Source organism: Demequina maris, assembly GCF_000971155.1.
Lineage (GTDB): Bacteria > Actinomycetota > Actinomycetes > Actinomycetales > Demequinaceae > Demequina > Demequina maris.
Map to the genome: position 1 here is coordinate 185089 of NZ_BBLX01000002.1, position 25238 is coordinate 210326.

General features: G+C 73.3%; 24 protein-coding genes and 1 tRNA gene. 15 read left to right on the top strand and 10 right to left on the bottom strand.

The window, feature by feature from the left end; translation table 11 throughout:
* The first annotated feature begins 14 nt into the window (after nucleotides 1–14).
* Complete coding sequence (locus tag AOM02_RS03085; protein WP_062296527.1) at nucleotides 15–1394, top strand: HNH endonuclease; 1380 nt, start codon at nucleotides 15–17, stop codon at nucleotides 1392–1394.
* On the opposite strand, the gene AOM02_RS03090 is transcribed toward AOM02_RS03085, so the two are convergent.
* The 6 genes from AOM02_RS03090 to AOM02_RS03115 all read right to left on the bottom strand — a co-directional run bounded on the left by AOM02_RS03090 (nucleotide 1395) and on the right by AOM02_RS03115 (nucleotide 7216).
* Nucleotides 1395–2129 carry an amino acid ABC transporter ATP-binding protein gene (locus tag AOM02_RS03090; protein WP_062296529.1) on the bottom strand — a complete coding sequence of 245 codons (735 nt, stop codon included), beginning with the start codon at nucleotides 2127–2129 and terminating at the stop codon, nucleotides 1395–1397.
* Nucleotides 2126–3016: an amino acid ABC transporter permease gene (locus tag AOM02_RS03095; RefSeq protein WP_062296531.1), complete on the bottom strand. Its 891-nt coding sequence runs from the start codon at nucleotides 3014–3016 to the stop codon at nucleotides 2126–2128. The genes AOM02_RS03090 and AOM02_RS03095 overlap by 4 nt, the downstream gene beginning before the upstream one ends.
* A 23-nt stretch (nucleotides 3017–3039) precedes the next feature.
* Complete coding sequence (locus AOM02_RS03100; RefSeq protein WP_062296533.1) at nucleotides 3040–3912, bottom strand: ABC transporter substrate-binding protein; 873 nt, start codon at nucleotides 3910–3912, stop codon at nucleotides 3040–3042.
* Between the two features lie 96 nt (nucleotides 3913–4008).
* Nucleotides 4009–4446, bottom strand: coding sequence for a cupin domain-containing protein (locus AOM02_RS03105; RefSeq protein WP_062296535.1), 438 nt, complete (start codon nucleotides 4444–4446; stop codon nucleotides 4009–4011).
* Nucleotides 4443–5747, bottom strand: coding sequence for an amidohydrolase family protein (locus AOM02_RS03110; protein ID WP_062296537.1), 1305 nt, complete (start codon nucleotides 5745–5747; stop codon nucleotides 4443–4445). The genes AOM02_RS03105 and AOM02_RS03110 overlap by 4 nt, the downstream gene beginning before the upstream one ends.
* Nucleotides 5744–7216 carry an adenosylhomocysteinase gene (locus tag AOM02_RS03115; RefSeq protein WP_062296538.1) on the bottom strand — a complete coding sequence of 491 codons (1473 nt, stop codon included), beginning with the start codon at nucleotides 7214–7216 and terminating at the stop codon, nucleotides 5744–5746. The genes AOM02_RS03110 and AOM02_RS03115 overlap by 4 nt, the downstream gene beginning before the upstream one ends.
* 75 nt (nucleotides 7217–7291) lie before the next feature.
* Between AOM02_RS03115 and AOM02_RS03120 the strand changes: the two genes are divergently transcribed.
* Nucleotides 7292–8221, top strand: coding sequence for a formylglycine-generating enzyme family protein (locus AOM02_RS03120; RefSeq protein ID WP_062296900.1), 930 nt, complete (start codon nucleotides 7292–7294; stop codon nucleotides 8219–8221).
* Here the strand turns inward: AOM02_RS03120 and AOM02_RS03125 are convergent, their stop codons facing one another.
* Nucleotides 8222–10588 (bottom strand): arylsulfatase, encoded by a 2367-nt coding sequence (locus AOM02_RS03125; protein WP_062296547.1) that lies wholly within the window; start codon nucleotides 10586–10588, stop codon nucleotides 8222–8224.
* Nucleotides 10589–10731: 143 nt separating this feature from the next.
* On the opposite strand from AOM02_RS03125, the gene mfd reads away from it, so the two are divergent.
* From mfd to AOM02_RS03190, 13 genes are all read left to right on the top strand, one after another.
* Nucleotides 10732–14220 carry a transcription-repair coupling factor gene (gene mfd / locus AOM02_RS03130; protein ID WP_062296550.1) on the top strand — a complete coding sequence of 1163 codons (3489 nt, stop codon included), beginning with the start codon at nucleotides 10732–10734 and terminating at the stop codon, nucleotides 14218–14220.
* A 20-nt stretch (nucleotides 14221–14240) separates the two neighbouring features.
* Nucleotides 14241–14855: a hypothetical protein gene (locus tag AOM02_RS03135; RefSeq protein ID WP_062296552.1), complete on the top strand. Its 615-nt coding sequence runs from the start codon at nucleotides 14241–14243 to the stop codon at nucleotides 14853–14855.
* A complete protein-coding gene (locus AOM02_RS03140; RefSeq protein WP_228373080.1) occupies nucleotides 14848–15495 on the top strand; it encodes a nucleoside triphosphate pyrophosphohydrolase in 648 nt (215 codons plus the stop codon). The genes AOM02_RS03135 and AOM02_RS03140 overlap by 8 nt, the downstream gene beginning before the upstream one ends.
* A 77-nt stretch (nucleotides 15496–15572) precedes the next feature.
* On the top strand, nucleotides 15573–16853 hold the full coding sequence (gene eno / locus AOM02_RS03145; protein WP_062296556.1) for a phosphopyruvate hydratase: 1281 nt from the start codon (nucleotides 15573–15575) through the stop codon (nucleotides 16851–16853).
* A 135-nt stretch (nucleotides 16854–16988) separates the two neighbouring features.
* The gene (locus AOM02_RS14210; protein ID WP_156156056.1) at nucleotides 16989–17858 is read left to right on the top strand and encodes an FtsB family cell division protein; all 870 of its coding nucleotides are present in this window, start codon (nucleotides 16989–16991) and stop codon (nucleotides 17856–17858) included.
* Nucleotides 17859–17867: 9 nt separating this feature from the next.
* Nucleotides 17868–18374, top strand: a complete 507-nt coding sequence (locus tag AOM02_RS03155) for a DUF501 domain-containing protein (protein ID WP_062296558.1) — start codon at nucleotides 17868–17870, stop codon at nucleotides 18372–18374.
* Between the two features lie 13 nt (nucleotides 18375–18387).
* Nucleotides 18388–19341 carry a Ppx/GppA phosphatase family protein gene (locus tag AOM02_RS03160; protein WP_062296560.1) on the top strand — a complete coding sequence of 318 codons (954 nt, stop codon included), beginning with the start codon at nucleotides 18388–18390 and terminating at the stop codon, nucleotides 19339–19341.
* 16 nt (nucleotides 19342–19357) lie between these two features.
* Nucleotides 19358–19431, top strand: a tRNA-Leu gene (locus AOM02_RS03165).
* A gap of 24 nt (nucleotides 19432–19455) precedes the next feature.
* Complete coding sequence (locus tag AOM02_RS03170; protein ID WP_062296562.1) at nucleotides 19456–19995, top strand: YaeQ family protein; 540 nt, start codon at nucleotides 19456–19458, stop codon at nucleotides 19993–19995.
* Between the two features lie 117 nt (nucleotides 19996–20112).
* On the top strand, nucleotides 20113–20433 hold the full coding sequence (locus AOM02_RS03175) for a PadR family transcriptional regulator (RefSeq protein WP_062296904.1): 321 nt from the start codon (nucleotides 20113–20115) through the stop codon (nucleotides 20431–20433).
* Nucleotides 20430–20792 carry a DUF1048 domain-containing protein gene (locus tag AOM02_RS03180; protein WP_062296564.1) on the top strand — a complete coding sequence of 121 codons (363 nt, stop codon included), beginning with the start codon at nucleotides 20430–20432 and terminating at the stop codon, nucleotides 20790–20792. Before AOM02_RS03175 ends, AOM02_RS03180 begins: the two co-directional genes overlap by 4 nt.
* Nucleotides 20789–21550 (top strand): ABC transporter ATP-binding protein, encoded by a 762-nt coding sequence (locus AOM02_RS03185; protein ID WP_062296567.1) that lies wholly within the window; start codon nucleotides 20789–20791, stop codon nucleotides 21548–21550. Before AOM02_RS03180 ends, AOM02_RS03185 begins: the two co-directional genes overlap by 4 nt.
* Nucleotides 21547–22302 (top strand): ABC transporter permease, encoded by a 756-nt coding sequence (locus AOM02_RS03190; protein WP_062296569.1) that lies wholly within the window; start codon nucleotides 21547–21549, stop codon nucleotides 22300–22302. Before AOM02_RS03185 ends, AOM02_RS03190 begins: the two co-directional genes overlap by 4 nt.
* Here AOM02_RS03190 and AOM02_RS03195 read toward each other — a convergent pair.
* From AOM02_RS03195 to AOM02_RS03205, 3 genes are all read right to left on the bottom strand, one after another.
* The gene (locus AOM02_RS03195) at nucleotides 22299–23156 is read right to left on the bottom strand and encodes a methylenetetrahydrofolate reductase (protein WP_062296571.1); all 858 of its coding nucleotides are present in this window, start codon (nucleotides 23154–23156) and stop codon (nucleotides 22299–22301) included. The genes AOM02_RS03190 and AOM02_RS03195 overlap by 4 nt on opposite strands.
* A gap of 104 nt (nucleotides 23157–23260) precedes the next feature.
* Nucleotides 23261–24940, bottom strand: a complete 1680-nt coding sequence (ptsP, locus tag AOM02_RS03200; RefSeq protein ID WP_062296573.1) for a phosphoenolpyruvate--protein phosphotransferase — start codon at nucleotides 24938–24940, stop codon at nucleotides 23261–23263.
* A 1-nt stretch (nucleotide 24941) separates the two neighbouring features.
* Nucleotides 24942–25217, bottom strand: coding sequence for an HPr family phosphocarrier protein (locus AOM02_RS03205; RefSeq protein ID WP_062296575.1), 276 nt, complete (start codon nucleotides 25215–25217; stop codon nucleotides 24942–24944).
* Nucleotides 25218–25238 lie beyond the last annotated feature (21 nt).

A 25238-nucleotide genomic window follows, 5' to 3' on the forward strand; every position in this document is an offset into this window, starting at 1 on the left:
GGTGGACTTGTCACATGGCCGAGACGACCGCCACCGATCCCCTCGAGGGGCTGCGTGCGCGGGCGGAGGCCGCCGCTGACCTGACGGACTGGGACGCGGTCGCGCTGATGCGGGACGCCGTGGCGCGCAGGCGTGAGCATGACCTGGTGATCGCGCAGGTCGCCGCGGACCTCGGTGCCCGGTCGCCCGCCGGTCCCGGCGGGATGGCGCGCCGGCGCGGGTTCAAGGGCGTCGACCAGCTGATCGCGGCCGAGACGGGCGGCACCGTCGCGGAGGCCGAGCGGCTGAGGATCCTCGGCACTGCGCTGTTCGGGCGGCCGGACGATGCGCCGGGTGGCGCGAGCGTCCTGCCGCACCTGGCGTGGGCGGCGCGGGAGCGCCGGCTGTCCGCGGACGCGTTCGTGCTGCTGCGCTCCGTGCTGATGACGCACCCGGACGCGCGTGATGCGGATGGCCTGCCGGTGTCGGACGCGGTCAGGGCGACGCCGTTGGGCCGGGTGCCGCTGGCGCGGGTCGAGCGGATGGCGGTGGACAAGGCGGTGACGGTGCCGCTGCGCTCGATCCGGTCGCTCGTGGCGCAGTTCGAGGCAGGGCTGACGCCGCCGGTGGTGGCGGAGGAGCGGTACGAGGAGCAGTTCCAGATGCGCCAGGCGTCCACGCGCGAGGAGGCCGACGGCATGATCCGCCTCACCGCGCTCCTGGACCCGATGACCGCCGCCCCGCTGCTGGCTGCGCTGGACGGGTATCTGAAGAAGGCGTTCAGGTCCGCGCGGGACGCGGACGAGGTGGACGCGCGCACGCCGTCGCAGTTGCGCGCCGACGCCCTGGGGTGGCTCGGCCGGCATGCCAATGGCTGCCGGAAGCCGCACGACGCCGTCAAGACCACGGTGTCGATCCGCATGACCCTGGCGGACCTGACGGGCGGCGACGGGTACGGGTCGGTGGACGGGCTGGACAAGCCCGTGCCCGTGGGCGTGCTGCGCCGGCACGCGGCGGACGCCCAGATCGTGCCTACGATCCTGGGCATGGGCTCGGAGATCCTCGACCACGGGCGTGCCCAGCGGCTGTTCACCGCGGCGCAGCGGCGCGCGATCGCCGAGCGGGACCGCGGCTGCGCGTACTGCGGCGCCCCGCCCAGCCATTGCGACGTCCACCACGTCACCGAGTTCCAGTACGGCGGGCTCACCGACGTCCGCGACGGGCTCATGTTGTGCGTCGCCTGTCACCACTGGTTCCACCGCGAGCGGTGGGGCCTGAGGTGGCGCGAGGACGGCCCCGAATTCGTCCCGTCGGCGTCCTACGGACCCGAAAGGAAGCCCCGGCCGGGCTACCGCCGCCAGGTCACCTTCACCGAGCAGGACATGGCCGCTCTCGGCCGGGACGGGCCCCCGTAGTCAGCGGTGGGTGATGCGCGCGAGGAACTCGCGCGTCTCGGGGTGCTGCGGGTCGCCGAAGATCTGCTCCGGCGTGCCCACCTCGAGGGGGCGGCCGCCGTGCATGAAGACGATGCGGTCGGCTACCGAGCGCGCGAACGACATCTCGTGCGTGGCCATGAGCATGGTCGAGCCCTGCGCCTTGAGGTCCCGGACCAGGTCGAGCACCTCGCCCACGAGCATGGGGTCGAGGGCCGAGGTGATCTCGTCGAGCAGGAGCAGCTCGGGATCGGTGAGGATCGCGCGCACGATCGCCACGCGCTGCTGCTGGCCGCCCGACAGGCGGTCGGGGTAGTCCTCGACCTTCTCGCCGAGGCCGAACTTCTCGAGCAGGCCCACCGCGCGGTCGCGCGCCACGTCCGCGGGGGTGCCGTGGACCTTCCGAGCCGCGAGCGTGACGTTGTCGATCACGCGCATGTGCGGGAACAGGTTGAAGTGCTGGAACACCACGCCGATGCGGGCGCGCACCTTGTCGACGTCCACCGCGGGGTCGGTGATGTCGTCGCCGCTGAGCAGGATGCGGCCGTCGTCGACCCGCTCGATGAGGTTGATCGTGCGCATGAGGGTGGACTTGCCGGACCCGGAGGCGCCGATGACCACGACGACCTCGTGCTCGTCGACGTCGAGGTCGACGCCCTTGAGGACGTGGTTGTCGCCGAACAGCTTGTGGACGCCGTGGAGCTCGAGGACGCTCACACCGTGCCTCCGATCTGCTCGCGCTTGGCCATGCGGGCCGAGACGTGGTCGGTGAGGCGGATCATCGGGAAGCTCATCGCCACGAAGAGCAGACCCGCCACCACGTAGGGGGTGAAGTTGTAGGTGCTCGCGGTGGCGATCTGCGCCGCGCGCACCGCGTCGACGGCGCCGAGGACGGAGATGAGGCCCACGTCCTTCTGCATCGACACGAAGTCGTTCATGAGGGCGGGCACCACCTTGCGCAGCGCCTGCGGGATCACCACGAGGCGCAGCGTCTTGGCGTGCGACAGGCCCAGCGAGCGCGCCGCGATGCGCTGCGACGGGTGCACGGCCTCCATGCCGGCGCGCAGCACCTCGGCCACGTAGGCGGAGTAGCACAGCGTGATGCCGATGGTGCCGAGCACCGCGACGGAGATGCGGTTCTCGGGGTTGAGGGCCGGGATGCCGAAGCCCACGAGGTACAGCACGATGAGCACCGGCAGGCCGCGGAACAGGTCCGTGTAGCCGGTGGCGAGGGCGCGCAACGGGAACCACACGGGACCGCGCAGCGACCGCATGACCGCGAGGAGGGTGGCGACCACCGCGACGGCGATGGTCGCGAAGAACAGCACCCGGATGTTGAGCCAGAGGCCCTCGAGGATCTTGGGGAACGAGTCCTTGGCGACCTCGGGGTTGAAGAACGCCTGCTGGACGTCCGCCCAGCCCGGCGAGCTGAGGACGAGCCAACCCGCGATGGCCGCGAAGGCGACCGTCGAGACCAGCGCGATGAGGACCGAGCGGCGGGAGGCGCGCTTGCGCGTGAGGCGACGCTCCAGCTCGAGAGCGCTGGGCTCCCAGGCCTCCGTCGCGTCCGCCGCGCCTGCCGCGTCCGCCGCTCGGTCCGTCATCGTCCGCTTATCTCAGGATCGGGTTACTTGAGGACCGGGACGTCGACCGCGTCCGACAGCCACTCGGTCTCGATCGCGGCGAGCGTGCCGTCCTCGGTGAGCGCGTCGACCGCCGCGGTCACGGCCTCGGTGAGCGCCGAGCCCTTGGGGAGCACGAAGCCGAACTCGTCGCCGCCGGTGGCGTCCTCGAACTGGCCGAGGATCTTGCCGCCGTCGAGCTCGACCGCGGCGAGGTAGAAGGCCGAGGGGAGGTCGATGACGAACGCGTCGATCTGGCCCGAGTTGAGCGCGAGGACGGTGTCCTCGGACGAGTTGAAGACCGCGAGGTTCTGGTCGCCGAGCACCTCGGCGGCCACCGTGTAGGAGGTGGTGCCGGAGGGCACGCCCACCTTGAGGTCCGCGAGGTCCGCGACCGAGGCGGCGTCGGCGGCGGCCGAGCCCTCGACCGTCACGACCGCCTGGGTGGTCGTGTAGTACGGCGACGAGAAGTCGACCGCGTTCTTGCGCTCCTCGGTGATGGAGAACTGCTGGATGTTCATGTCCCAGTCCTTCGCGCCGGGCGCGATGGCCGAGTCGAAGCTCGAGCGGACCCACACGACGTCCTCGGCCGCGAAGCCCATCTGCTCGGCGACCGCGTACGCGACGGCGGCCTCGAAGCCCTCGCCGGACTCCGGCGCGTCGCCCACGACCCACGGCTCGTAGGCGGGCTCGCCGGTCGCGATGGTGAGCTTGCCCTCGGTGAGGGTCTCGAGCGCGACGGCGGTCTCGCTGGCCTCGGGGGCGGTCGACGCGGACTCGCTCGCCTCGGGCTCCGTCGAGGAGGAGCAGCCCGCCATCATCAGCGCGGAGAGGGCGGTCGTCGCGATCAGGCCGGCGCGCACACGGGTGCTGGTCATGGGTGCTCCTTGGAAGAAGAAAAGGGGGTTTCAGAGAACGGCCGACGGTAGCCGTGAGGCCACAGTGTAGCGGCGGCCCTCAGACAGCCCGTCTCATCAGGCGAGACGCCAGTCCGCGAAGTCGAAACCGGGCGACACCATGCAGCTCACGAGCACCTCCTGGTCGCCGCCGAGCCGCGCCGCCTGCCACGTGCCGGCGGGCACCAGGCACTGCGCGACCTGGCCCGCGGTGAGGTCGGGACCCAGGGTCACGGCGACCGCCGCATCGTCCGGCGCCTCGCCCTCCCCGCCGAGCCGCAGCTCGAGCGTGCCGGGGCCGTGCCACAGCCACAGCTCGTCGGACGTGACCACGTGCCACGCGCTCTCCTCGCCGGGGGTGAGGAGGTAGTGGATGCAGGTGGCGGCGGGGCGCGCGCCGCCCGGGGTCTCGACCGGGGTCTGCGACGTGTACGTGCGGCGGAACCAGCCGCCCTCGGGGTGCGGCTCGAGGCGCAGCAGCCGGGCGGTCGCGGGCGTCGCGGGGGCGTCGTTCATGGGGTGACTCCGGTGTGCTCGGTGAAGGTCGGGTGGGCCACGCGGACCTGCCCGGAGACGACCGTCGCCGCGGCCCGGCCGGCGCCGGCGGTGACCAGCGTGGCGAGGGTCTCCGCGACGCCGGTCACGGGGAGGTCGAAGAACGCGAGGTCGGCCCGCGCGCCCACGGCCAGGTAGCCGGTGCGGTCCGGGCCCACGTCGAGGCCCATCGCGTGCGCGCCGCCGAGGGTCGCGGCGGACAGCAGCCGCTCCGCGAGGTCGTCCTTGGAATAGCCCTGCGCGCGGGCGATCCGGTGCAGCTCGGCGACGTCGTCCAGGAGGTCGAGGCTGGGCGCGCTCGACAGCGAGTCGGTGCCGACCGCGATCGGGCTGCCCTCCTCGAGGTACGCGGCGACGGGCGGCTCGCCGAGGCCGATCACCGCGTTCGAGCGCGGGCACAGCGCCACCGACGTGCCGCGGGCGCGCAGGATCGCGCGGTCCTTCTCCGTCATGTAGACGCCGTGCGCGATGTGGCAGTCCGGCCCGAGCACGCCCAGGTGGTCCACGTAGTCCGTCGCGGACGTCCCGTAGCCCGCCTGCCGCAGCTCGTGGAGCGAGGCGAGGCCGCGCAGCTGCCACGGCTCGGTCGAGGCGTGCGCGAACTCGCGCTCGATCGCGGACTCGCCCAGGTGGATGTGGATGCGGCTGCCGCGCTCGCGGACGATGTCCGGGATCTCCAGCAGCGGCGCGATCTCGAGCGAGTACGGCGCGTGCGGCGACAGCCCGGTGCCGGGCGGGGAGGGGAGCGCGTCGAGCGCCGCCTCGACCTGGGCGCGGCCCCGCTCGACCCACTCCTCGTTGGTCCAGTCGATGACCTCCCAGTACGTGATGCCGTGCAGGCCCGCATCGTGGAGGGCGCGCATCGCCTCGAGGTCGGTGACGATGTCGGCGACCGCCGTGGTGCCGGCCTCGAGCATCATGCGGGCGCCGGCGGCGGAGTCCAGCGCCCAGTCGTGGGGTCGCGCGTAGACCGGGTTGAAGGCCGCGACCCAGTCGCGGAAGCCCTGGTAGCGGCCGCGCCCGACCTCGGCCATGCCGGTGTACTGCAGGTGCGTGTGCGCGTTGACGAGCCCCGGCGTGAGGACGCCCGGCCAGTGCACGTGGTGCGCGTCGAGGCCGCGCTCGGCGAGCGAGCCCGCCACCCAGCGGCGCTCGCCCACGTGGAGGATGCGCCCGTTCTGGACGGCGATCGCGCCGTCGACGATGGGCGGCGCCGTCACCGGGACGACGAGCGCGGCCGAGTACAGCGTGACGCCGGTCATCGCGCCCCCCGGTAGCGACGCGAGCGCCAGTCCGCGTCCGCGGGGGACGATGCGGCGGCGGAGTCGAGCGCGAGGCCCCGGGCGGTCGCGGCGACCTCCGCGACATGGGCCACGGCCTCGTCGGCGAGCGGGTGGACGCCGATGCCGGGGCGGGTCTCGACCAGGTGGCGGACCGCCGCGAGCTGGGTCGCGAAGGAGAGGTCCATGATCTCGATCGGGTTGCCCTCGGCGGCGGTCACGTTGATGCAGCCGCCGCGGTCGAGGATCAGCGTGCCGCGCTCGGTGTCGACGTCGAGGTGGGGGATCGGCGCCCCCGCGACCACCACGGGCGCGAGCGCGGCCTCGTCGAGGTCCACCTCGCCGGGCACGCCGCCGGCGACGGCGACGATCGTGCCGAGTGCGAGCAGCTCGCGCGTGACGGTGCCGGCGACCCCGGTGCACGAGATGACGAGCGCCCCCTGCGCGAGGTCCTCGGCGCGCCCCACCTCGTAGCCGTCGTGGACGGCGAGCAGCGCGCGCAGCGGGTCGAGCTCCGCGACGGTGACGTGCGCGCCGAGCGCGCGCAGGTGCGCCGCGACGCCCACGCCCACCGGGCCGTAGCCGATAGCCAGCACCGGCAGGTCGCGCACCGTCGCGTCGGCGTGCTCGATGAGGTCCGCGATCGCGAACACGCAGCTCTGGCCGGTGCCGTAGCGGTTGTCGAAGCCGGTCTTCGTGGCGGCGTCGTTGACGGCGACGACCGGGGTGCGGAGCGTGCCCTGCGCCGCCATGAGCCGCAGCGGCGTGAGGCCCGAGGTCGTCTCCTCGGTGACGCCGATCCACCGCTCGATCAGGTGCGGCGCCGCCTCGTGGGCGAGGCGCACCAGGTGCGAGCCGTCGTCCACGACCACGTCGAAGCCGCGCTCGAGCCACGCGAGGGCCGCCTCGCGCTCCGCGTCCCCGGACAGCGTCGGGTCCGCGTCGACCGGCACGCCGCGCGCGCGCAGCGCCGCCGCGACCTCGGGGTCGGTCTCGTCGGGGTGCGCGTAGACCGCGACCTCGGCGCCGGCGTCCTTGAGGAGCAGCGCGAGGTTCGCGGTCTTGGGCTCGAGCGTCATCGAGACGCCGATGCGGAGGCCGCGCACGGTGCCCGCCTCCGCGAGCTCCCCGGCGAGCGCCGTCGAGACGGGCATGTGGGTGCGCGCGAAGTCCAGGCGGCCGGCGGCGTCGCCGCGCGAGCCCAGCGGGCGTCCGCCCAGGGCCAGCGCCGCATCGTCCCCGCGGACGTCGATGTCGAGCACGTCGGGGCCGGTCGCGTCGTCCTCGACGAGGATCGCGCCGAGCGCGCGGGCCATGCCGGCGACGGCGATCGCGGTGTCGGTGTCCTCGGCCTCGGCGCTGACGCGCACCGGCCGTCCGGCGATGAGGAGGTTGGTCTCGCGGGCGAAGCGGCGGAGGATGCGCTCCGCGGTCGCGCGGGGGTCGATCATGGGGCAAAGTCTAGGAGTGCCGGCGCGGTCCCTCGCGGCACCATGGAGGCATCGCCGGGCGTCCGGGGGGTGACGATGCAGCATCACGGTGGTCCGTCGCACGACATGGTGCGCCTCGAGGCGGCCCGATTCCGCATGGGCAGCGACCGCTTCTACCCCGACGAGGGCCCCGCCCATGTCCGCGAGGTCGAGGCGTTCTGGATCGATCGGTACGCGGTGACGAACGGGCAGTTCGCGCGCTTCGTGGACGACACCGGGTACATCACCGTGGCGGAGCGCGAGCTCGATCCCGCGGAGTTCCCGGGAGCGGACCCCGACGACCTCGTGCCCGGCGCGATGGTCTTCACCCCGACGGCGGGCCCGGTCGACCTCCGGGACTGGCGGCAGTGGTGGCGCTGGGTTCCCGGCGCGCACTGGCGACAACCGGGAGGGGCGGGATCGTCCGTCGCGGCACGGCCCAGGCATCCGGTGGTGCACGTGGCCTACGCGGACGCCGCGGCCTATGCGGCATGGGCGGGGCTGCGGCTGCCGACCGAGGCGGAGCACGAGTACGCCGCGCGCGGCGGGATCGACGGCGCGGACTTCGCGTGGGGAGACGAGCCGTACCCGGGCGGGGTCCCGCAGGCGAACACCTGGATCGGTCGGTTCCCCTACGACAACCGCGGCGTGGGCGATGCCGCCCCGGTCGGCTCGTATCCGCCCAACCCCTACGGGCTGTACGACATGATCGGCAACGTCTGGGAGTGGACCTCGAGCGCCTACGCGCCGCGCCACAGCCTTCCCGAGGGTGGCGGCGTCGAGAGGGAGGGGCGGCGCGACCTGCTCGCGACGGCCCCCGGCGGCCCGGGACCGACGGGTCCGCTGCGGCGGGTGATCAAGGGCGGCTCCTACCTGTGCTCGCCCGACTACTGCCTGCGGTTCCGGCCCGCGGCGCGATCCCCGCAGGCGGAGGACGCCGGCATGTCCCACCTCGGTTTCAGGTGCGCGCGGACCGCCGCGGGCTGACTACTGCCGCGAGATCGCGACCCGCAGGCGCTCCTCGGGCGAGATGAAGTGGTCGTGGTCGTCGGTGCCGAGGTCGATCTGCACCCACACGACCTTCCCCCGGAACCGGCTGGTCTCGGCCGTGTAGTCGGGCGACACCGTGGTCCCGGACTCGTAGCCGACGTCGGTCGTCTCGTCGGCCGAGAAGATGATGGCCTGCGTCGCCTCGACACGGCCTGAGCCCACCGCCTCGCCGTCGTAGTAGAGCGTGACCGTGCCGCCCTTGCCGAGCCCACCCCCGTCGTAGGCGAACTCCATGCGCACCTGATGCGTGCCAGTCGGGATCGGATGCTCCGCGGCGGTCGTGAAGTGGTGGATGCCCAGCACGTTGTAGACGAACGTCGCGCGGCCGTCGTGGGCATAGAGCGTCCAGCCCCCGAAGCGGCCGCCCTGCGCGATGATCACGCCGGCGGCCCCGTCCTCGGGGACCTCCACCTCCGCGGTGACGGCGAAGGACTTGTTCTTGATGCTGACGACGCTGTTCTCCGAGAGGCGGCCCATGCCGGCGTACAGCAGCTGCGAGCTGCCATGCACGAGCGTCGGCCGACCCGCGAGCTCCGCGTTGAGCCGCTCGCCCGTCCGGTCGTCGATCGGGATCGCGTTGTACTTGGTCGCCTCGATCAGCCAGAGCCGCTGGAGCTCGCGCAGCTTGTCGGGATGCTCGGAGGCGAGGTTGTTCGCCTGGCTCCAGTCCGCTGAGCCGTTGTAGAGCTCCCAGACGTCGTCGTCGAGCTCGGGGACGTTCCCTCCCACCAGCTCCCACGGCGTGCGGTGCTTCGTGACCGCGCTCCACCCCTTGAAGTAGATCCCGCGGTTGCCGAACATCTCGAAGTACTGCAGGTCGTGCCTCTCGGCGGCGTCGGGGCCGTCGAAGGTGTAGACCATGCTCGTCCCCTCCATCGGCGACTGCAGCACGCCGTTGACCGAGGTCGGCTCGGGCAGCCCGGCGACCTCCAGGATCGTCGGTGCGATATCGATGCAGTGCGTGAACTGGGTCCGCAGGCCGCCCTTGTCGTGGATCCGAGCGGGCCAGTGCACGACCGCGCCGTTCCGGGTGCCGCCCCAGTGCGACGCGACCTGCTTGGTCCACTGCAGCGGCGAGTTCATCGCCCACGCCCACCCGACCGCGTAGTGGTTGTACGAGCTCGGTGAGCCGAACTCGTCCATCTTCGACCGCATGAACTCCGGGGTCTCGAGTCCCGCCATGCCGTTGAAGTTCGCCATCTCGTTGAACGCGCCGTTGAGGGTGCCCTCCGCGGAGGCTCCGTTGTCGCCGAGGATGTAGTAGATCAGCGTGTCGTCGAGGATGCCGAGGTCGGCGATGGCGTCGACGACGCGGCCCACGTGGAAGTCGGTGTGCTCCAGGAATCCCGCGTACACCTCCATCTCGCGCTCGAGCACGGGCTTGAGCTCCTCCGGCATGTCGTCCCAGGCCGGGATCTCGTCGTGGCGCGGGGTCAGCTGCGCGTCCGCCGGCACCACCCCGAGCTCCTTCTGGCGCGCGAACGTGCGCTCGCGCTGCACGTCCCAGCCGTCGGCGAACCGCCCGCGGTACCGGTCCGCCCACTCCTGCGGCACGTGGTGCGGCGCGTGGGTCGCACCGGGAGCGAGGTACGCGAAGAACGGGCGATCGGGCATGAGCGACTTCTGTGCGCGGATCCAGGCGATGGCCCGGTCGGCGAGGTCCTCGGTGAGGTGGTAGCCCTCCTCGGCGGTCGCCGGGGGGTCGACCGGCGTCGTGCCGTTGTAGAGCGCGGGGTCCCACTGGTTGTTCTCGCCGCCGATGAAGCCGTAGAAGGTCTCGAACCCGCCGCCTCCGGAGGGCCACCCGTCGAAGGGGCCCATCGGCGAGGACTGCCAGACCGGCACCTCGTGACACTTGCCGAACTGCGCGGTCGAGTACCCGTTCAGCTTGAGCGTCATCGGGAGGGGTGCCTTGGTGTTGGGGCGCAGCGAGCTCTGGCCCGGCGCCGACGTGGCGGTCTCGGTGATGCTGCCCATGCCGACCGAGTGGTGGTTGCGCCCGGTCAGCAGTGCTTGTCGTGTCGGCGCGCACAGCGCGGTGGTGTGGAACCGGTTGTAGCGGAGGCCACCGGCGGCGAGCCGTTCCGCGACCGGGGTCTCGCACGGCCCGCCGAACGCGCTCGCGGCACCGAACCCGACGTCGTCGAGGAGGACGATCAGCACGTTGGGCGCGCCCTCCGGTGGCAACAACGGGGCGATGGGTGGATACGCCGTGTCCGGGTCCTTGGCGTCGAATGTGGTGAGACCGTGTGCGGGACGGTCCGGGATCGGCAGCACTGCACGCGTGTGACGGTCGGCGCTCATGGCTCCCCCTCGAGGCGATGTCAACCTCTGTACCTTATCGGCAGAATGTCCGATCTCGCGCGCGATGATGGGAGGTCGCACCCCGTGCCTAGGATGGTTCCGCCGGATTTCCCGGTCGTTCGTCATGCCCTGGAGGCCCCCTCGTGAGCACCGTCCCTCCGCTGTCCACCGTCCTCGACGCGTGGGCCGATGCGCGCGTCGGGGAGGCCGCGCACGTGCATGCGCCGTCGGTGGCCGCCCCGCCGCTGCTGGCCCGCGCGGCGTCCCAGGACGGCGGCCCGGTCCTCGCGATCACCGCGACCGGCGGCGACGCCGAGAAGCTCGAGGCCGCCCTCTCCGCGTACCTCGACCCGCGCACCGTGGGCGTGTTCCCCAGCTGGGAGACCCTCCCGCACGAGCGCCTCAGCCCGCGCTCCGACACCGTGGCCCGCCGCCTCGCGACCCTGCGCCGCCTGGTCCACCCGGAGCGTGCCGCCGACGAGAGCGGCCTGCCGCCGCTGCGGATCGTGGTCGCCCCGCTGCGCGCGTTGCTGCAGCCGCTCGTGCCCGGCATCGCGGACCTCGAGCCCGTGCTGCTGCGGGTGGGGGACATGCGCGACCTCACCGACCTCACCGACGCGCTCGCGGCCGCCGCGTACACGCGCGTCGACATGGTCGAGCGGCGCGGCGAGTTCGCCGTCCGCGGCGGCATCGTCGACGTCTTCCCGCCCACCGAGCCGCACCCCGTCCGCGTCGAGTTCTTCGGCGACGAGGTCGAGTCGCTGCGCTCGTTCTCGGTCGCCGACCAGCGCTCGCTGCAGGCCGTCGACCGGCTGTGGGCGCCGCCGTGCCGCGAGCTGCTCCTCACCGAGGACGTGCGGACCCGCGCCGCGAGCCTCGTCGACCAGATCCCGTCCGCGTCCGACATGCTCACGCGCATCGCGGACGGCCACGCGGTCGAGGGCATGGAGTCCCTCATCCCCGCGCTGTGCACGCGACTCCAGCCCGTGACGGACGTGCTGCCCTCAGGCACGCGCATCGTCGCCCTCGAGCCCGAGCGCCTCGCGCGCCGCGCCGAGGACCTCCAGCGCACCGTCCAGGAGTTCCTCGCCGCCGCGTGGGTGAGCGCCGCCGCCGGCGCCGACTCGCCCCTCGAGGCCCAGGGCGCCTTCCTCTCCCTCGACGACGTCGAGGAGTCCGCCGCCGAGCGCGGCCTCGGCTGGACCAGCGTGGGCCCGTTCGGCGCGCACGATGCGGTCGAGCCGGGCATCGGCGAGGTCGAGGACCACCGCGGTCGCCTCCCCGCCGCGCTCGACGCGGTGCGCGCCCGCCTCGCCGACGGCTGGCGCGTCGTCATCGCCGCGGCCGGCATCGGCAGCGCCCACCGCATCGTCGAGCAGTGCGGCGAGCACGAGCTCGCCGCCCGCGTCGCCGCGCACGCGGACGATGCGGACGCCGGGGTGGTCGCCGTCCTCGCCGGCGTCGACGGCGGCGGCTTCCAGGTGCCCGAGGCGCGCCTCATGGTGCTGCACGAGAGCGACCTCACCGGCCGCTCCGTGTCCGCAGCCGGGCCCAAGGTCAAGGTGCCGAGCCGGCGCCGCACCGCGGTCGACCCGCTGCAGCTGCGCCCCGGCGACTTCGTGGTGCACTCGGCGCACGGCGTCGGGCGCTTCGTCGAGCTCACCAAGCGCACCGTGCGCGGCGTCGAGCGCGAGTACCTGGTCATCGAGTACGCGCCCTCGAAGCGCGGCGGACCGGGCGACCGCCTCTCCGTGCCCACCGACCAGCTCGACCTCATCACCAAGTACGTGGGCGGCGAGACGCCGTCGGTCAACAAGATGGGCGGCGCCGACTGGTCCAAGACCAAGGGCAAGGCGCGCAAGGCGGTCAAGGAGATCGCCGCCGAGCTCATCCGCCTCTACAGCGCGCGCATGGCGACCAAGGGACGCGAGTTCGGCCCGGACACCCCGTGGCAGCGCGAGCTCGAGGAGTCCTTCGCGTTCGTCGAGACGCCCGACCAGCTCAGCACCATCGACGAGGTCAAGGAGGACATGGAGAAGGGCGTGCCGATGGACCGCCTGGTGTGCGGCGACGTGGGCTTCGGCAAGACCGAGATCGCCGTCCGCGCCGCCTTCAAGGCCATCCAGGACGGCACCCAGGTCGCGGTGCTGTGCCCCACGACGCTGCTGGTCAAGCAGCACGTCGACACGTTCTCCGAGCGCTTCGCGCAGTTCCCGGTCAAGGTCGCGGCGCTGTCCCGCTTCCAGACGGACAAGGAGGCCAAGGAGATCATCCAGGGCCTGTCCGAGGGCACGATCGACCTCGTGGTCGGCACCCACCGCCTCATCACCGGCCAGGTGCGCTTCAAGAACCTCGGGCTTATCGTGATCGACGAGGAGCAGCGCTTCGGCGTCGAGCACAAGGAGACCCTCAAGGCGCTGCGCACCGACGTCGACGTGCTCGCGATGTCCGCGACGCCGATCCCGCGCACGCTCGAGATGGCCGTGACCGGGATCCGCGAGATGTCGACGCTCGCGACCCCGCCCGAGGAGCGCCACCCGATCCTCACCTACGTCGGTCCGCACGAGGACGCCCAGGTGACCGCCGCGATCCGCCGCGAGCTGCTGCGCGACGGCCAGGTCTTCTACATCCACAACTCGGTCAAGACGATCACGCGCGCAGCGCTCAAGCTCGGCGAGCTGGTGCCCGAGGCGCGCATCGCCGTCGCGCACGGCCAGATGAGCGAGAAGCAGCTCGAGCAGGTGATCGTCGACTACTACGACAAGAAGTACGACGTGCTCGTGTGCACGACGATCGTCGAGACCGGCCTGGACATCTCCAACGCCAACACCCTCATCGTCGAGCGCGCCGACATGTTCGGCCTGTCGCAGCTCCACCAGCTGCGCGGGCGCGTGGGCCGCGGCCGCGAGCGGGCGTACGCGTACTTCCTCTACCCGCCGGACCGCACGCTCACCGAGACCGCGCACGACCGCCTCCAGACCATCGCGGCCAACACGGACCTCGGCTCGGGCATGGCCGTCGCGATGAAGGACCTCGAGATCCGCGGCGCCGGCAACCTGCTGGGAGCCGAGCAGTCGGGCCACATCGAGGGCGTCGGCTTCGACCTCTACATCCGCATGGTCGGCGAGGCCGTCGCGGGCTTCCGCGGCGAGGAGGTCGAGGAGCGCGCCCCCATGACCGTCGACCTGCCGATCGACGCGCACATCCCCACCACCTACATCGAGCACGAGCGCCTGCGCCTCGAGGCGTACCGGAAGATCGCCGACGCGGACGCCGAGGAGCAGCTCGCCGCGATCGAGGAGGAGCTGGACGACCGCTACGGCACGATGCCCGAGCCGGTCGCGAACCTCCTCGCCGTTGCGCGGCTCCGGCTCGAGCTGCGCGCCGCGGGCATCCACGACGTGGTCGCGCAGGGCAGGCTCATCCGCTTCAGCCCGCTCGAGCTGCCCGACTCCGCCGCGATGCGCGTCACCCGCCTGTTCCCGGGCACGCTGATCAAGCCCGCGGTGCGCCAGGTGCTCGTGCCCGCGCCCATGACGGCGCGGATCGGCGGCCGGCCGGTCGAGGGGCTCGAGGTGCTCGACTGGGTGCGGACCGTCCTCCAGGCGACCCGCGCACCGGTGGCGGGTTGAGCGACATTAGGATGACGGGCATGACGTTCCGCCGACGCCTCGCCGTCCTCGCCGCATCGTCCCTTCTCCTCGCCGGCTGCGCCGTCCCCGGCCAGCCCGCCGCCCCGGGCGTCGCGCTCGAGCACGGCGACGAGACGGTGACGACGGCCGACCTCGACGCGCTCGCCGCGGCATGGGAGGACGACAGCGACGGCGCGATCCAGCCGAACCGCCAGGCGCTCGCCACCTCGACGCTGCTGGGCCCCGACCTCATCCAGCTCGCCGCGGACAACGACGCGGTGATCAACGAGGGCGTCGCGCGCACCTTCGCGACCGCGTGGCTCGAGTTCGCGGGGGTCGCGGACCCCGAGCCGAGCGACGCCGTGGTCGCGTCCGTCGAGAACGTGCTCGCGCTGTACGTCGCGGCCTACGCGGACACCAACGGCACGCTCCTGCGCGACGCCGTCGACGCGCTCCCCGACGACGTCGCGATCTCGCCGCGCCTGGGCGAGCTGTCCGCCGACGCGCTGGTCGCCTCCGCGCAGGCCGCGGTCGGCAACGCCGAGGTCCAGGGTCTGGGCAACTACTCGTTCACGGCCTTCCTCGACGTGTCCGGCTTCGAGGGCACCACCGCCTCCTGGGCGGCGCGTGACTGACGGCATCGTCCGCCTGGTGGAGGTGATGGATCGCCTCCGCTCCCCCGGGGGATGCGCCTGGGACGCCGAGCAGACCCACGAGTCGCTCGCGCCCTACGCCCTCGAGGAGGCCCACGAGCTCGTCGAGGCCATCGAGTCCGGCTCGCGCGCCCACCTGCGCGAGGAGCTCGGCGACGTGCTGCTCCAGGTCGTCTTCCACGCGCGCGTCGCGCAGGAGGACCCCGACGAGCCCTTCGACCTCGACGACGTCGCGGACGCGTGCGCCGACAAGCTGGTCGCGCGCCACCCGCACGTCTTCGGCGACGAGGACGCGGGCACCATGGACGAGCACCTGCGCCGGTGGGACCGCATCAAGGCGGAGACCTCCGGTCGCGAGTCCGTCATGGACGGCATCCCCGCGTCGCTCGGCGCGCTCGCCCGCGCCCAGAAGGTCCTCGGCCGCGCCGAGCGCGCCGGCCTGGCGGACGATGCGCCGGTCGCCGACGGCGTGGGCGACGCGCTGCTCGCGCTCGTGCGGCGCGCCCGTGCCGAGGGCGTCGACGCCGAGGCCGAGCTGCGCGCCGCGACGAGGCGCCTCGAGCAGGCCGCGCGCGCCGAGGAGCAGGCGGGACGTCCCGACACCGAAGGTTCACCGGGCTAGGACGAACGTCGCTCAGCGCACCACCGTGCGCATCGTTAGACTCCCAAGAGGTTCATCCATCCAAGCGAAGGAGCATCATGGCCAGCATTGAGGCCGTCGGCGCCCGCGAGATCCTTGACTCGCGCGGCAACCCCACCGTCGAGGTCGAGGTCGCACTCGAGGACGGCACGTTCGCGCGTGCCGCCGTCCCGTCCGGCGCATCGACCGGCGCGTTCGAGGCTGTCGAGCGCCGCGACGGCGACAAGGGCCGTTACCTGGGCAAGGGCGTCGAGCAGGCCGTGGACGCGGTCATCGACGAGATCGCGCCCGAGATCGTGGGCCTGGACGCCACCGAGCAGCGCATCATCGACCAGATCATGATCGACCTGGACGGCACCGACAACAAGGGCAAGCTGGGCGCGAACGCGATCCTCGGCGTGTCCCTCGCGGTCGCCAAGGCGGCGGCCGACTCGGCCGACATCGCCCTGTTCCGCTACGTGGGCGGCCCGAACGCGCACGTCCTGCCCGTCCCGATGATGAACATCCTCAACGGCGGCTCGCACGCGGACTCGAACGTCGACATCCAGGAGTTCATGATCGCCCCCGTGGGCGCCCCCACGTTCCGTGAGGCGCTGCGCACCGGCGCGGAGGTCTACCACTCGCTGAAGTCGGTGCTCAAGGAGCGCGGCCTCGCCACCGGTCTGGGCGACGAGGGCGGCTTCGCGCCGAACCTCCCGTCGAACCGTGACGCGCTCGACCTCATCCTCGTCGCGATCGAGAAGGCCGGCTTCAAGCCGGGCGAGGACGTCGCGCTCGCGCTCGACGTCGCCGCCACCGAGTTCTTCAAGGACGGCGGCTACCAGTGGGAGGGCGGCGTGAAGACGCCCGACGAGATGATCGCCTTCTACGAGGGCCTCGTCGCGGACTACCCGCTGGTCTCCATCGAGGACCCGCTGTCCGAGGACGAGTGGGCGTCGTGGACCGGCCTCGTCGAGAAGGTCGGCGACAAGACCCAGATCGTCGGCGACGACCTGTTCGTCACCAACCCGGTCCGCCTCAAGCGCGGCATCGACGAGAAGGCCGCGAACGCCCTCCTGGTGAAGCTCAACCAGATCGGCTCGCTGTCCGAGACCTCGGACGCCGTGCAGATGGCCCAGCGCGCCGGCTTCGCCGCGATGGTGTCGCACCGCTCGGGCGAGACCGAGGACGTCACGATCGCCGACCTGTCCGTCGCGTACAACGCCGGCCAGATCAAGACCGGTGCGCCCGCCCGCGGCGAGCGCATCAACAAGTACAACCAGCTGCTCCGCATCGAGGAGGAGCTGGACGACGCCGCCAAGTACGCCGGCAAGTCGGCCTTCCCGCGCAGCTTCAAGTAAGCCGCAGCGCAGGCTCAGGACGGGCGCGTCCCCCTCGGGGGGCGCGCCCGTCCCGCTTTCCTGGGGTGACGCGAATCCCGCGACTCGCGGCCCGCGACGTCCGGCATCGGGCGCCGCGCCGGGGACAATTGCCCCGTGACCGATCCGACGCGCCCGCAGCAGCGCCCCGCCGGCGCGCGCCGGCCGAGCGTGCCGGGGGCGTCGCGCCCGACCACCGCGGCGCCGCCCGCCGCCGCCCCCGCGAAGCCGGCCGCCGACCGGAAGCCGCTCACCCGGCTCCGCTCGGGCGCGACGGCGGCGGCCTCGTCCGCCGCCGCGGGAGCGAGCACCGTCCGGGCCCGCGCCACCGCGGCGCGTGCGGCGAAGCCCGCGGCATCGGCGCCCAAGCCGGCGCCCGCATCGTCCACGCCCGCCCCCCGGCCTCGCCGCCGCTCCACCCCGACCACGGGTGGCGCGCGCATCCCCAAGGGCCGCGCCGCGAGCCGCCCGGGCGGCCCGTCCGGGCCCGGACGCCAGACCCCGCAGCGCAACCGCATCGAGCCGGCCAAGGCGCGCGGCTCGTGGGTGAGCGCGATGTCGTGGCGCCTCGTCGTGATCATCGGCGTCGTGGTGCTCGCGGCGGCCGTCGTGCTGCCGTCGCTGCGCGCCTACTTCCGCCAGCAGGAGGAGCTCGCGTCGCTGCGGGCCGAGGCCGTCACGGCCCAGGAGTCCGTCGACGACCTCACCGCGCAGGTCAAGCGCTGGGACGACCCGGCCTACGTCGAGGCGCAGGCGCGCGAGCGGATCAAGTACGTGTACCCCGGCGAGACCCCGTACCAGGTGCTCGACCCCGAGACCGTCGAGGGCGCCGCCGAGGGCTCCCCGGCCGCCGAGGACCCGGACGAGATCGACGAGTCCGGCACCTGGTACACGCGCCTGTGGGACTCGGTCGAGACCGCGGGCGACGCGAAGGTGGGCGGCAAGAAGGCCAAGGCCGCCGCCGCATCGTCCGGCGCCGCCGACTAGACTCGCGGGGTGAACGACACCCCTGCCACCGAGCGCGACGTCGCCGTCCTCGCCGCCCAGCTGGGGCGCCCGCCCCGCGGCATCGTCGCGATCGCCGCGCGCTGCGTGTGCGGCAACCCGACCGTGGTCCACACCGCGCCGCGCCTGCCCGACGGCACCCCGTTCCCCACGCAGTACTACCTCACGCACCCCGATGCGGTCGCGGCGGTCTCGACGCTCGAGGCCAACGGCGTGATGAAGGAGATGCAGGCGCGCCTGGGCGAGGACGAGGAGCTGGCCGCGGCGTACCGCGCCGCGCACGAGCGCTACCTCGAGGAGCGCTACGCGCTGGGCGACGTGCCCGAGATCCACGGCATCTCCGCGGGCGGCATGCCCGACCGCGTGAAGTGCCTCCACGTGCTCGTGGGCCACGCGCTCGCGGCCGGCCCCGGCGTGAACCCGCTGGGCGACGAGGCGCTCGCGCTCATCGCGGACTCCTTCCGCCCCGACCGCTGCACGTGCGCGGTCGACGTCTGACTACGCTGAGCCCATGCGTGTAGCCGCCATCGACTGCGGGACGAACTCGATCCGCCTGCTCATCGCCGACGTCGACCTCGCGACCGGGTCGCTCACCGACGTGGTCCGCACCATGACCGTGGTGCGCCTGGGTCAGGGCGTGGACCGGACGGGGGAGTTCGCGGAGGAGGCGCTCGAGCGCACCTTCGCGGCCACCGACGCGTACGCCGAGCGGTGCCGCGAGCACGGTGTCGAGGCGATCCGCTTCGTCGCGACGTCCGCGACCCGCGACGCGCGCAACCGCGACGTGTTCCTCGACGGCGTCGAGGCGCGCCTGGGCGTGGTGCCCGAGGTCATCTCGGGGGCCGAGGAGGCGGCGCTGTCCTTCCGCGGCGCCACCGGGGCGCTCGACGCGGCGCACGACGCGCCGTTCCTCGTGGTCGACCTGGGCGGCGGCTCCACCGAGGTCGTGCTCGGGACCGAGCGGCCGGACGCCGCGCACTCGATGGACGTGGGCTGCGTGCGCATGACCGAGCGCCACCTCGAGGGCGACCCGCCGTCGGAGGCGCAGGTCGCCGCCGCGGAGGCCGACGTGCACGACGCGATCGACATGGCCTTCGCAGGCGTGCCGGTCGAGCGCACCCGGACCCTCGTGGGCCTCGCGGGCACCATCACGACCGTCACGGCGCACGCGCTGGGCCTGCCGGAGTACGACCGCGACGCGATCAACGGCGCGGTCGTCCCCATCGACGACGCGATCCGCGCGTGCGACGAGCTGCTCGCGTCCTCGCGCGCCGAGCGGTCCGCGCTCGGCTTCATGCACCCGGGCCGCGTCGACGTCATCGGCGCGGGCGCGCTCGTGTGGCGCACCGTGATGACGCGCGTGCGCACCGCGGTCGTCGAGGCGGGCGGGGAGTTACCGCACGTCGTGACGAGCGAGCACGACATCCTCGACGGCATCGCCTTCTCGGCGGCCGAGCGGTGCTGAGCCGCCGCATCGTCCCGCCCCCGTAGCCCAACTGGCAGAGGCAGCCGGCTTAAACCCGGCCCAGTGCGGGTTCGAACCCCGCCGGGGGCACCGAAGCCTCTACGCTGGTGCGCCATGGCTGCCGGCGCGACGATCCACACCTTCGACATCACGCTCGCGGATGTCGACCGCGGCGTCTACGAGGATGTGTCGCTGCGCGCCGCGCGCCACCCCTCCGAGACCGATGCGTTCCTCATGACCCGCGTGCTCGCGTACTGCCTCGAGCACGAGGAGGGGATCGCGTTCGGCGAGGGCATCTCCACCACCGACGAGCCGGCGGTGCTGGTGCGTTACCTCACCGGCCGCATCACGGCCTGGATCGAGGTCGGCGCTCCCGAGGCCGACCGCCTCCACCACGGCAGCCGCCTCGCCGACCGCACCGCGGTCTACACCCATCGCGACCCGGTCAAGGTGGCCGCGCGGTGGGACGGCAAGCGCATCCACCGACGCGAGGCGCTGGTGCTCCGCAGCTTCGACCCGGGCTTCGTGGACGATGCGGCGGCGCTGCTGGCGCGCCGCAACACCCTGACCGTGTCGGTCACCGAGGGGCACCTCTACCTCGAGCTCAACGGCACGTCGCTCGACACCGCGATCCACGACCACCCGCTCGGCTGAGCGGCCCGCGCCCTGGTGCGGCACCCCTCTTGCGCCCTCACTACTCAGTGTTACTATCTACTGGTAGTCAACAACACTGAGTAGCGGGAGGCCGCGGTGGGCAAGCAGGGCAAGCAGATGACCGAGATGCTCAAGGGCACCCTCGAGGGCATCGTCCTGGCGCTGCTCGCCGCCGGCCCGGCGTACGGCTACGAGATCACGGCCCGGCTGCGCGAGCAGGGCTTCGCCGACATCGCCGAGGGCACGGTCTACGCGCTCCTCGTGCGGGTCGAGCAGCGCGGCCTGGTCGACGTGGAGAAGGTGCCCTCCGAGAAGGGGCCGCCGCGCAAGGTCTTCACCCTCAACGCCCAGGGCCGGGAGGCGCTGGACGAGTTCTGGGCGAGCTGGAGCTTCCTCGCGGAGCGGCTCGCGCACCTCAAGGAAGGACAGCAGTCATGACCTGGATCGAGAAGCTCACGGGTTCGCTCGAGCAGAAGCGGCGCTACAAGCAGGACCGCCGTCGCATGGAGGCGCTGCCCGCGCCCTACGGCGCCGCCGCGATGGCGATGCACCGGTACTTCATGTACTACGGCGGGCTCACCGACGGGGACACGCTCCTCACGATGATGGGCGACCTCGCGGACCTGTGGGAGCGGGCGGCGGCGGACGGTACCCCCGTCCGCGACATCGTCGGCTCGGACCCGGTCGAGTTCGCGGAGACGTTCGCCGAGTCGTACACCGGCACCCGCTGGATCGACAAGGAGCGCGCCCGCCTGATCCGGGCGATGGACGAGGCGGCGGGCGGCGAGCCGTCATGACCGCCGCCGCGATCGAGGTCCGCGGCCTCGAGAAGTCCTACGGCGAGCTCGCCGTCCTGCGGGGCGTCGATCTCGAGGTCCCGCGCGGCCGCATCGTCGCCCTGCTCGGCGCGAACGGTGCGGGCAAGACCACGCTCGTGCGCGTCCTCGCGACCCTCCTGCGGGCCGATGCGGGGGCCGCCTCGGTCGCCGGCCACGACGTGGCCACGGCGGCTCCCGACGTGCGGGAGGCGCTCAGCCTCACCGGCCAGTTCGCCGCGGTCGACGAGATCCTCACGGGCCGCGAGAACCTCGTCATGGTGGCCCGGCTGCGGCGCCTCCCCGACGCGGGGGCGACCGCGGACGCGCTGCTCGCCCGCCTCGGGCTCGCGGAGGCCGCGCACCGCCGCGTGGGCACGTGGTCGGGCGGGATGCGGCGCCGTCTCGACATCGCGATGAGCCTGGTGGGCGAGCCGGAGGTCATCGTGCTCGACGAGCCCACCACCGGCCTCGACCCGCAGGCGCGCCTCGAGGTGTGGGCGGCGGTGCGGGAGCTCGCGGACGCGGGCACCACGGTGCTGCTCACCACGCAGCACCTCGAGGAGGCCGAGCGGCTCGCGGACCGGATCGCGATCCTCCACGAGGGCCGCATCCTCGTCGACGGCACGCTCGCCGAGCTCAAGGCGCTGCTGCCGCCCGCCACCGTCGAGTACGTCGAGAAGCAGCCGACCCTCGAGGAGGTCTTCCTCGCGGTCGTCGGCGGAGGGGAGCGGTCATGACCGCCATCGCCGACACCCGGATCCTCACGGGGCGCTCGCTGCGGCACATCGCGCGCAGCCCCGACACGATCATCACCACGGCCCTCATGCCGATCGCCTTCATGCTGCTGTTCGTGTACGTGCTCGGCGGCGCGATCGACGCCGGCGCCGGGCGGTACGTCGACTACCTGCTCCCGGGCATCCTGGTCATCACGATCGCCTCGGGCGTCTCGTACACGGCGTTCCGGCTGTTCCTCGACCTCCAGGGCGGCATGGTGGAGCGGTTCCGGTCCATGCCGATCGCGCGCGCGTCCGTGCTGTGGGCCCACGTCCTCACGTCCCTGGTGGCGACCCTGATCTCCGTGGCGGTGGTGGTCGCCGTCGCGCTCGCGATGGGCTTCCGCTCCGGGGCAGGGATTGGCGCGTGGCTCGCGGTCGCGGGAATCCTCGCGCTGCTCACCCTCGCGCTCACGTGGCTCGCCGTGATCCCGGGCCTCACGGCGAGCTCTCCGGACGGGGCGAGCGCGTTCGCGTACCCGCTCATCCTGCTGCCATTCATCAGCTCGGCGTTCGTGCCCACCGCCGGCATGCCGGGGCCCGTGCGCTGGTTCGCCGAGCACCAGCCGGTCACCGCGATCGCCGACGCGATCCGGGCGCTGCTCACGCAGGAGCCGGTGGGCGCGGACCTGTGGGTCGCGCTCGGGTGGTGCGTCGCGATCCTCGGCGTCGCGTACGGCGTCGCGACGGCGGTCTACCGCCGCCGGATGGCCTAGGGGCGCTCGACGGCGAGGGCCGCGGCGCGCGCCTCGCTCGCCCACGCGACGGTCGCGTCGAGCGTGCCGAAGGTGAAGAGGTGGAGGCGGACCTCGCCGTGGCGGTCGTCGAGGCGCGCGCCGAGCTCCGCCACGAAGCGGTCCGGACCCGCGGTGCCCACCAGCGAGGCGAGGGAGAAGCCGTACTTGCGCGCGATGCCCGCGCTGGTCGCGACGCCGCAGCGGCGGGCGAACGCGACGAGGCGGCGCACGCCGGCCGGGCCGGGCACGCCCACGCGGATCGGCAGGTCGATGCCGAGCTCGCGGACGCGCGCGATCCAGGCGACGACCGCGTCGACGTCGAACGAGAACTGCGTGGTGATCGACCCGGCGAGGCCCTGGTCGGTCAGCGCGGCGGCCTTGGTCCCGAGCGCGGCCCACAGCGCATTGTCCGCGATCGCGGGGTGGCCCTCGGGGTAGCCCGTGATGCCGACCTCGGCGGCGCCGGCCTCCGCGAGCACGCCCGAGCGGATGAGGTCGAGCGCGGACCCGTACGGTCCCGCGGGGGTGCGCGGGTCGCCGCCGACGACGAAGAGCCGCTCGTGCGCCTCGTGCGTGCGCAGCCCCGCGAGGGTCTCGCGCAGCTCGGACTCGGATGCGAAGCGACGGGCCGCGAGGTGGGGGACCGGGACGAGCTCGGCGCGGGCGGCCGCGGCGGCGGCCTCGCGGCGCTCGGCGGCCCCCTCGGTGCCGAGGTGCGTGACGCTCACCCGGGTGCCGGCGGGCAGGTCGGACGCGAGGGCGACGAGCGCGGGCGTGTCGCGGGCGGTGATCTCGACGGACAGGTCCTCGAGAAGCGTGGGGGTCCGGTGCAACGACGGGCCTCCTTCGGTCCGTTGAAGCAGGGAAGCGGTCCCATTGTACGGGGACAAGGCTCCGCCCCGGCGGGGAGGTCGCGCCGGGGCGGAGGGTCGGGGGCTCAGAGGATCGCCGTGAGCTCCTCGCTGGCCGCGGCGCGCACGGCCTCGCGCGCGTCCTCCGCGGTGCGCGCCGAGCGGGCGGCGTCGGCGAGGGCGCGGCACTCCTCGAGCGTGTGCAGCGACAGGGCCAGCCGCACGGCGGGCACCTTCTTGGGTGCCATCGACAGGCTCGACACGCCGAGCCCGGCCAGCACGAGCGCGAGCAGCGGGTCGCCCGCGGACTCGCCGCACACGCCCACGGGCTTGGCGTGCTCGGCGCCGCCGGCGCATGCCGCGGCGACCACGTCGAGGACCGCGGGCTGCCATGGGTCGAGGAGGTCGGAGAGCTCGCCCTCCATGCGGTCGGCGGCCATCGTGTACTGCGCGAGGTCGTTCGTGCCGAGCGAGCCGAAGTCGACCTCGGCCAGCACGTGGCGCGACCGCAGCGCGGCGGCGGGCACCTCGATCATCACGCCGGACTTCGGCAGGCCCGCCGCCTTCACGCGCGACGCGAACCAGGCGGCCTCGTCGGCGGTGGCGACCATGGGGGCCATCACGCGGACGTCGGCGCCCGTCTCCTTCGCGGCCATCGCGAGGGCCTCGAGCTGGGAGTCGATGAGCTCGGGCATGGCCTGGCACAGGCGGAGGCCGCGCCGCCCGAGCGCGGGATTCTCCTCCTCGCCGAGGTTCGCGAACGCGAGCGGCTTGTCCGCGCCCGCGTCGAGCGTGCGGACCACCACGCGGCGGTCGCCGAACGGTCGGAGCACGGCCGCGTAGATCGACGCCTGCTCGTCGACCGACGGCAGGGAGGACGCCGACAGGTAGAGGAACTCGGTGCGGAACAGCCCGACGCCCTCGACGTCCTGGGCGCCCGCGGCGATCGCATCGTCCACCCCGCCGATGTTGGCGAGCAGCGCGATCGCGTGGCCGTCACGCGTGGCGCCCGGCCCGGAGACGCCGGCGAGCGCGGCGGCCCGGCGCTCGCGGCGCTCGCGCTGCGCCTCGATGAGCGCCATGTCGGGGTCGAGCGTGACCTCGCCGGCGTCACCGTCGACCGCGACCGAGGTGCCCTCGGGGATCTCGGTGGCGCCGTGCAGCTGGACCACCGCGGGGATGCCCATCTGCGCGGCGAGGATCGCGGTGTGCGACGTGCGGCCACCGGCCGCGGTGACGATCGCGACCACGTGGTTGCGGTCGAGCGCGGCGGTCTGCGCGGGCGCGAGGTCGTGCGCGACGACGACGGAGGGCCCCTCGAGGGTGGGGACGCCCGGCGCGGGCACGCCGAGCACGTGCGCGACGGCACGGTCGCCCACGTCGCGCAGGTCGGTGACGCGCTCGGCGAAGTAGCCGCCCAGCGCCTCGAACTGCGCCGCGTACTCGTCGACCGCCGCGGCGATGGCGGTGGCGGGCCCCTTGCCGGAGCCGACCTGCTTGCCGGCCGCCTTCGCGAGGCCCTTGTCGCGGGCGATCATCGCGGTGGCCTTGATGATGGGCTGGGCGTGGGCGTCGGCCGCCTCCGCCCGGGCGTCGAGGTCGGCGGCGACCGCCGCGAGCGCCTCGAGCACCAGGTCGGTGGCGGCGCCCGCGTCCGTCGGGGCCGGCTCGTCGGCCGGGGGCCGGACCGGCGGTGCGACCTGCACCACCGGCCCGACCGCCGAGCCCGGGCTCACGCCGACGCCGTGACGGGTGTCGCCGGACATGTCAGCCCTCCTCGGCGTCCAGGTCGCGGGAGAGGAGCGCGACCAGGGACTCGAGGGCGGCATCCGCACCGTCGCCGTCGGCGGTGAGGACCACCTCCTCGCCGTGCTTGGCGCCCAGGGCCATGACGCCCAGGATGCTCGTGGCGTCGACGGCGTCCTCGCCGGCGCGGCCGATCTCGACGTCCAGGCCGGTGCCCTGGGCCGCCTCGACGAAGAGGGCGGCGGGGCGGGCGTGCAGGCCCACGGACGAGGCGATGGTGACGGTGCGCTGTGCCATTGCGGTACTCCTTCTTGGGAT

Coding starts and splice junctions, on each gene's coding strand:
- AOM02_RS03085 (WP_062296527.1), top strand. CDS start 15: ATGGCCGAGACGACCGCCACCGATCCCCTCGAGGGGCTGCGTGCGCGG.
- AOM02_RS03095 (WP_062296531.1), bottom strand. CDS start 3,016: ATGACGGACCGAGCGGCGGACGCGGCAGGCGCGGCGGACGCGACGGAG.
- AOM02_RS03100 (WP_062296533.1), bottom strand. CDS start 3,912: ATGACCAGCACCCGTGTGCGCGCCGGCCTGATCGCGACGACCGCCCTC.
- AOM02_RS03105 (WP_062296535.1), bottom strand. CDS start 4,446: ATGAACGACGCCCCCGCGACGCCCGCGACCGCCCGGCTGCTGCGCCTC.
- AOM02_RS03110 (WP_062296537.1), bottom strand. CDS start 5,747: ATGACCGGCGTCACGCTGTACTCGGCCGCGCTCGTCGTCCCGGTGACG.
- AOM02_RS03115 (WP_062296538.1), bottom strand. CDS start 7,216: ATGATCGACCCCCGCGCGACCGCGGAGCGCATCCTCCGCCGCTTCGCC.
- AOM02_RS03120 (WP_062296900.1), top strand. CDS start 7,292: ATGCAGCATCACGGTGGTCCGTCGCACGACATGGTGCGCCTCGAGGCG.
- AOM02_RS03125 (WP_062296547.1), bottom strand. CDS start 10,588: ATGAGCGCCGACCGTCACACGCGTGCAGTGCTGCCGATCCCGGACCGT.
- AOM02_RS03135 (WP_062296552.1), top strand. CDS start 14,241: ATGACGTTCCGCCGACGCCTCGCCGTCCTCGCCGCATCGTCCCTTCTC.
- eno (WP_062296556.1), top strand. CDS start 15,573: ATGGCCAGCATTGAGGCCGTCGGCGCCCGCGAGATCCTTGACTCGCGC.
- AOM02_RS03160 (WP_062296560.1), top strand. CDS start 18,388: ATGCGTGTAGCCGCCATCGACTGCGGGACGAACTCGATCCGCCTGCTC.
- AOM02_RS03170 (WP_062296562.1), top strand. CDS start 19,456: ATGGCTGCCGGCGCGACGATCCACACCTTCGACATCACGCTCGCGGAT.
- AOM02_RS03175 (WP_062296904.1), top strand. CDS start 20,113: ATGACCGAGATGCTCAAGGGCACCCTCGAGGGCATCGTCCTGGCGCTG.
- AOM02_RS03180 (WP_062296564.1), top strand. CDS start 20,430: ATGACCTGGATCGAGAAGCTCACGGGTTCGCTCGAGCAGAAGCGGCGC.
- AOM02_RS03185 (WP_062296567.1), top strand. CDS start 20,789: ATGACCGCCGCCGCGATCGAGGTCCGCGGCCTCGAGAAGTCCTACGGC.
- AOM02_RS03190 (WP_062296569.1), top strand. CDS start 21,547: ATGACCGCCATCGCCGACACCCGGATCCTCACGGGGCGCTCGCTGCGG.
- ptsP (WP_062296573.1), bottom strand. CDS start 24,940: ATGTCCGGCGACACCCGTCACGGCGTCGGCGTGAGCCCGGGCTCGGCG.
- AOM02_RS03205 (WP_062296575.1), bottom strand. CDS start 25,217: ATGGCACAGCGCACCGTCACCATCGCCTCGTCCGTGGGCCTGCACGCC.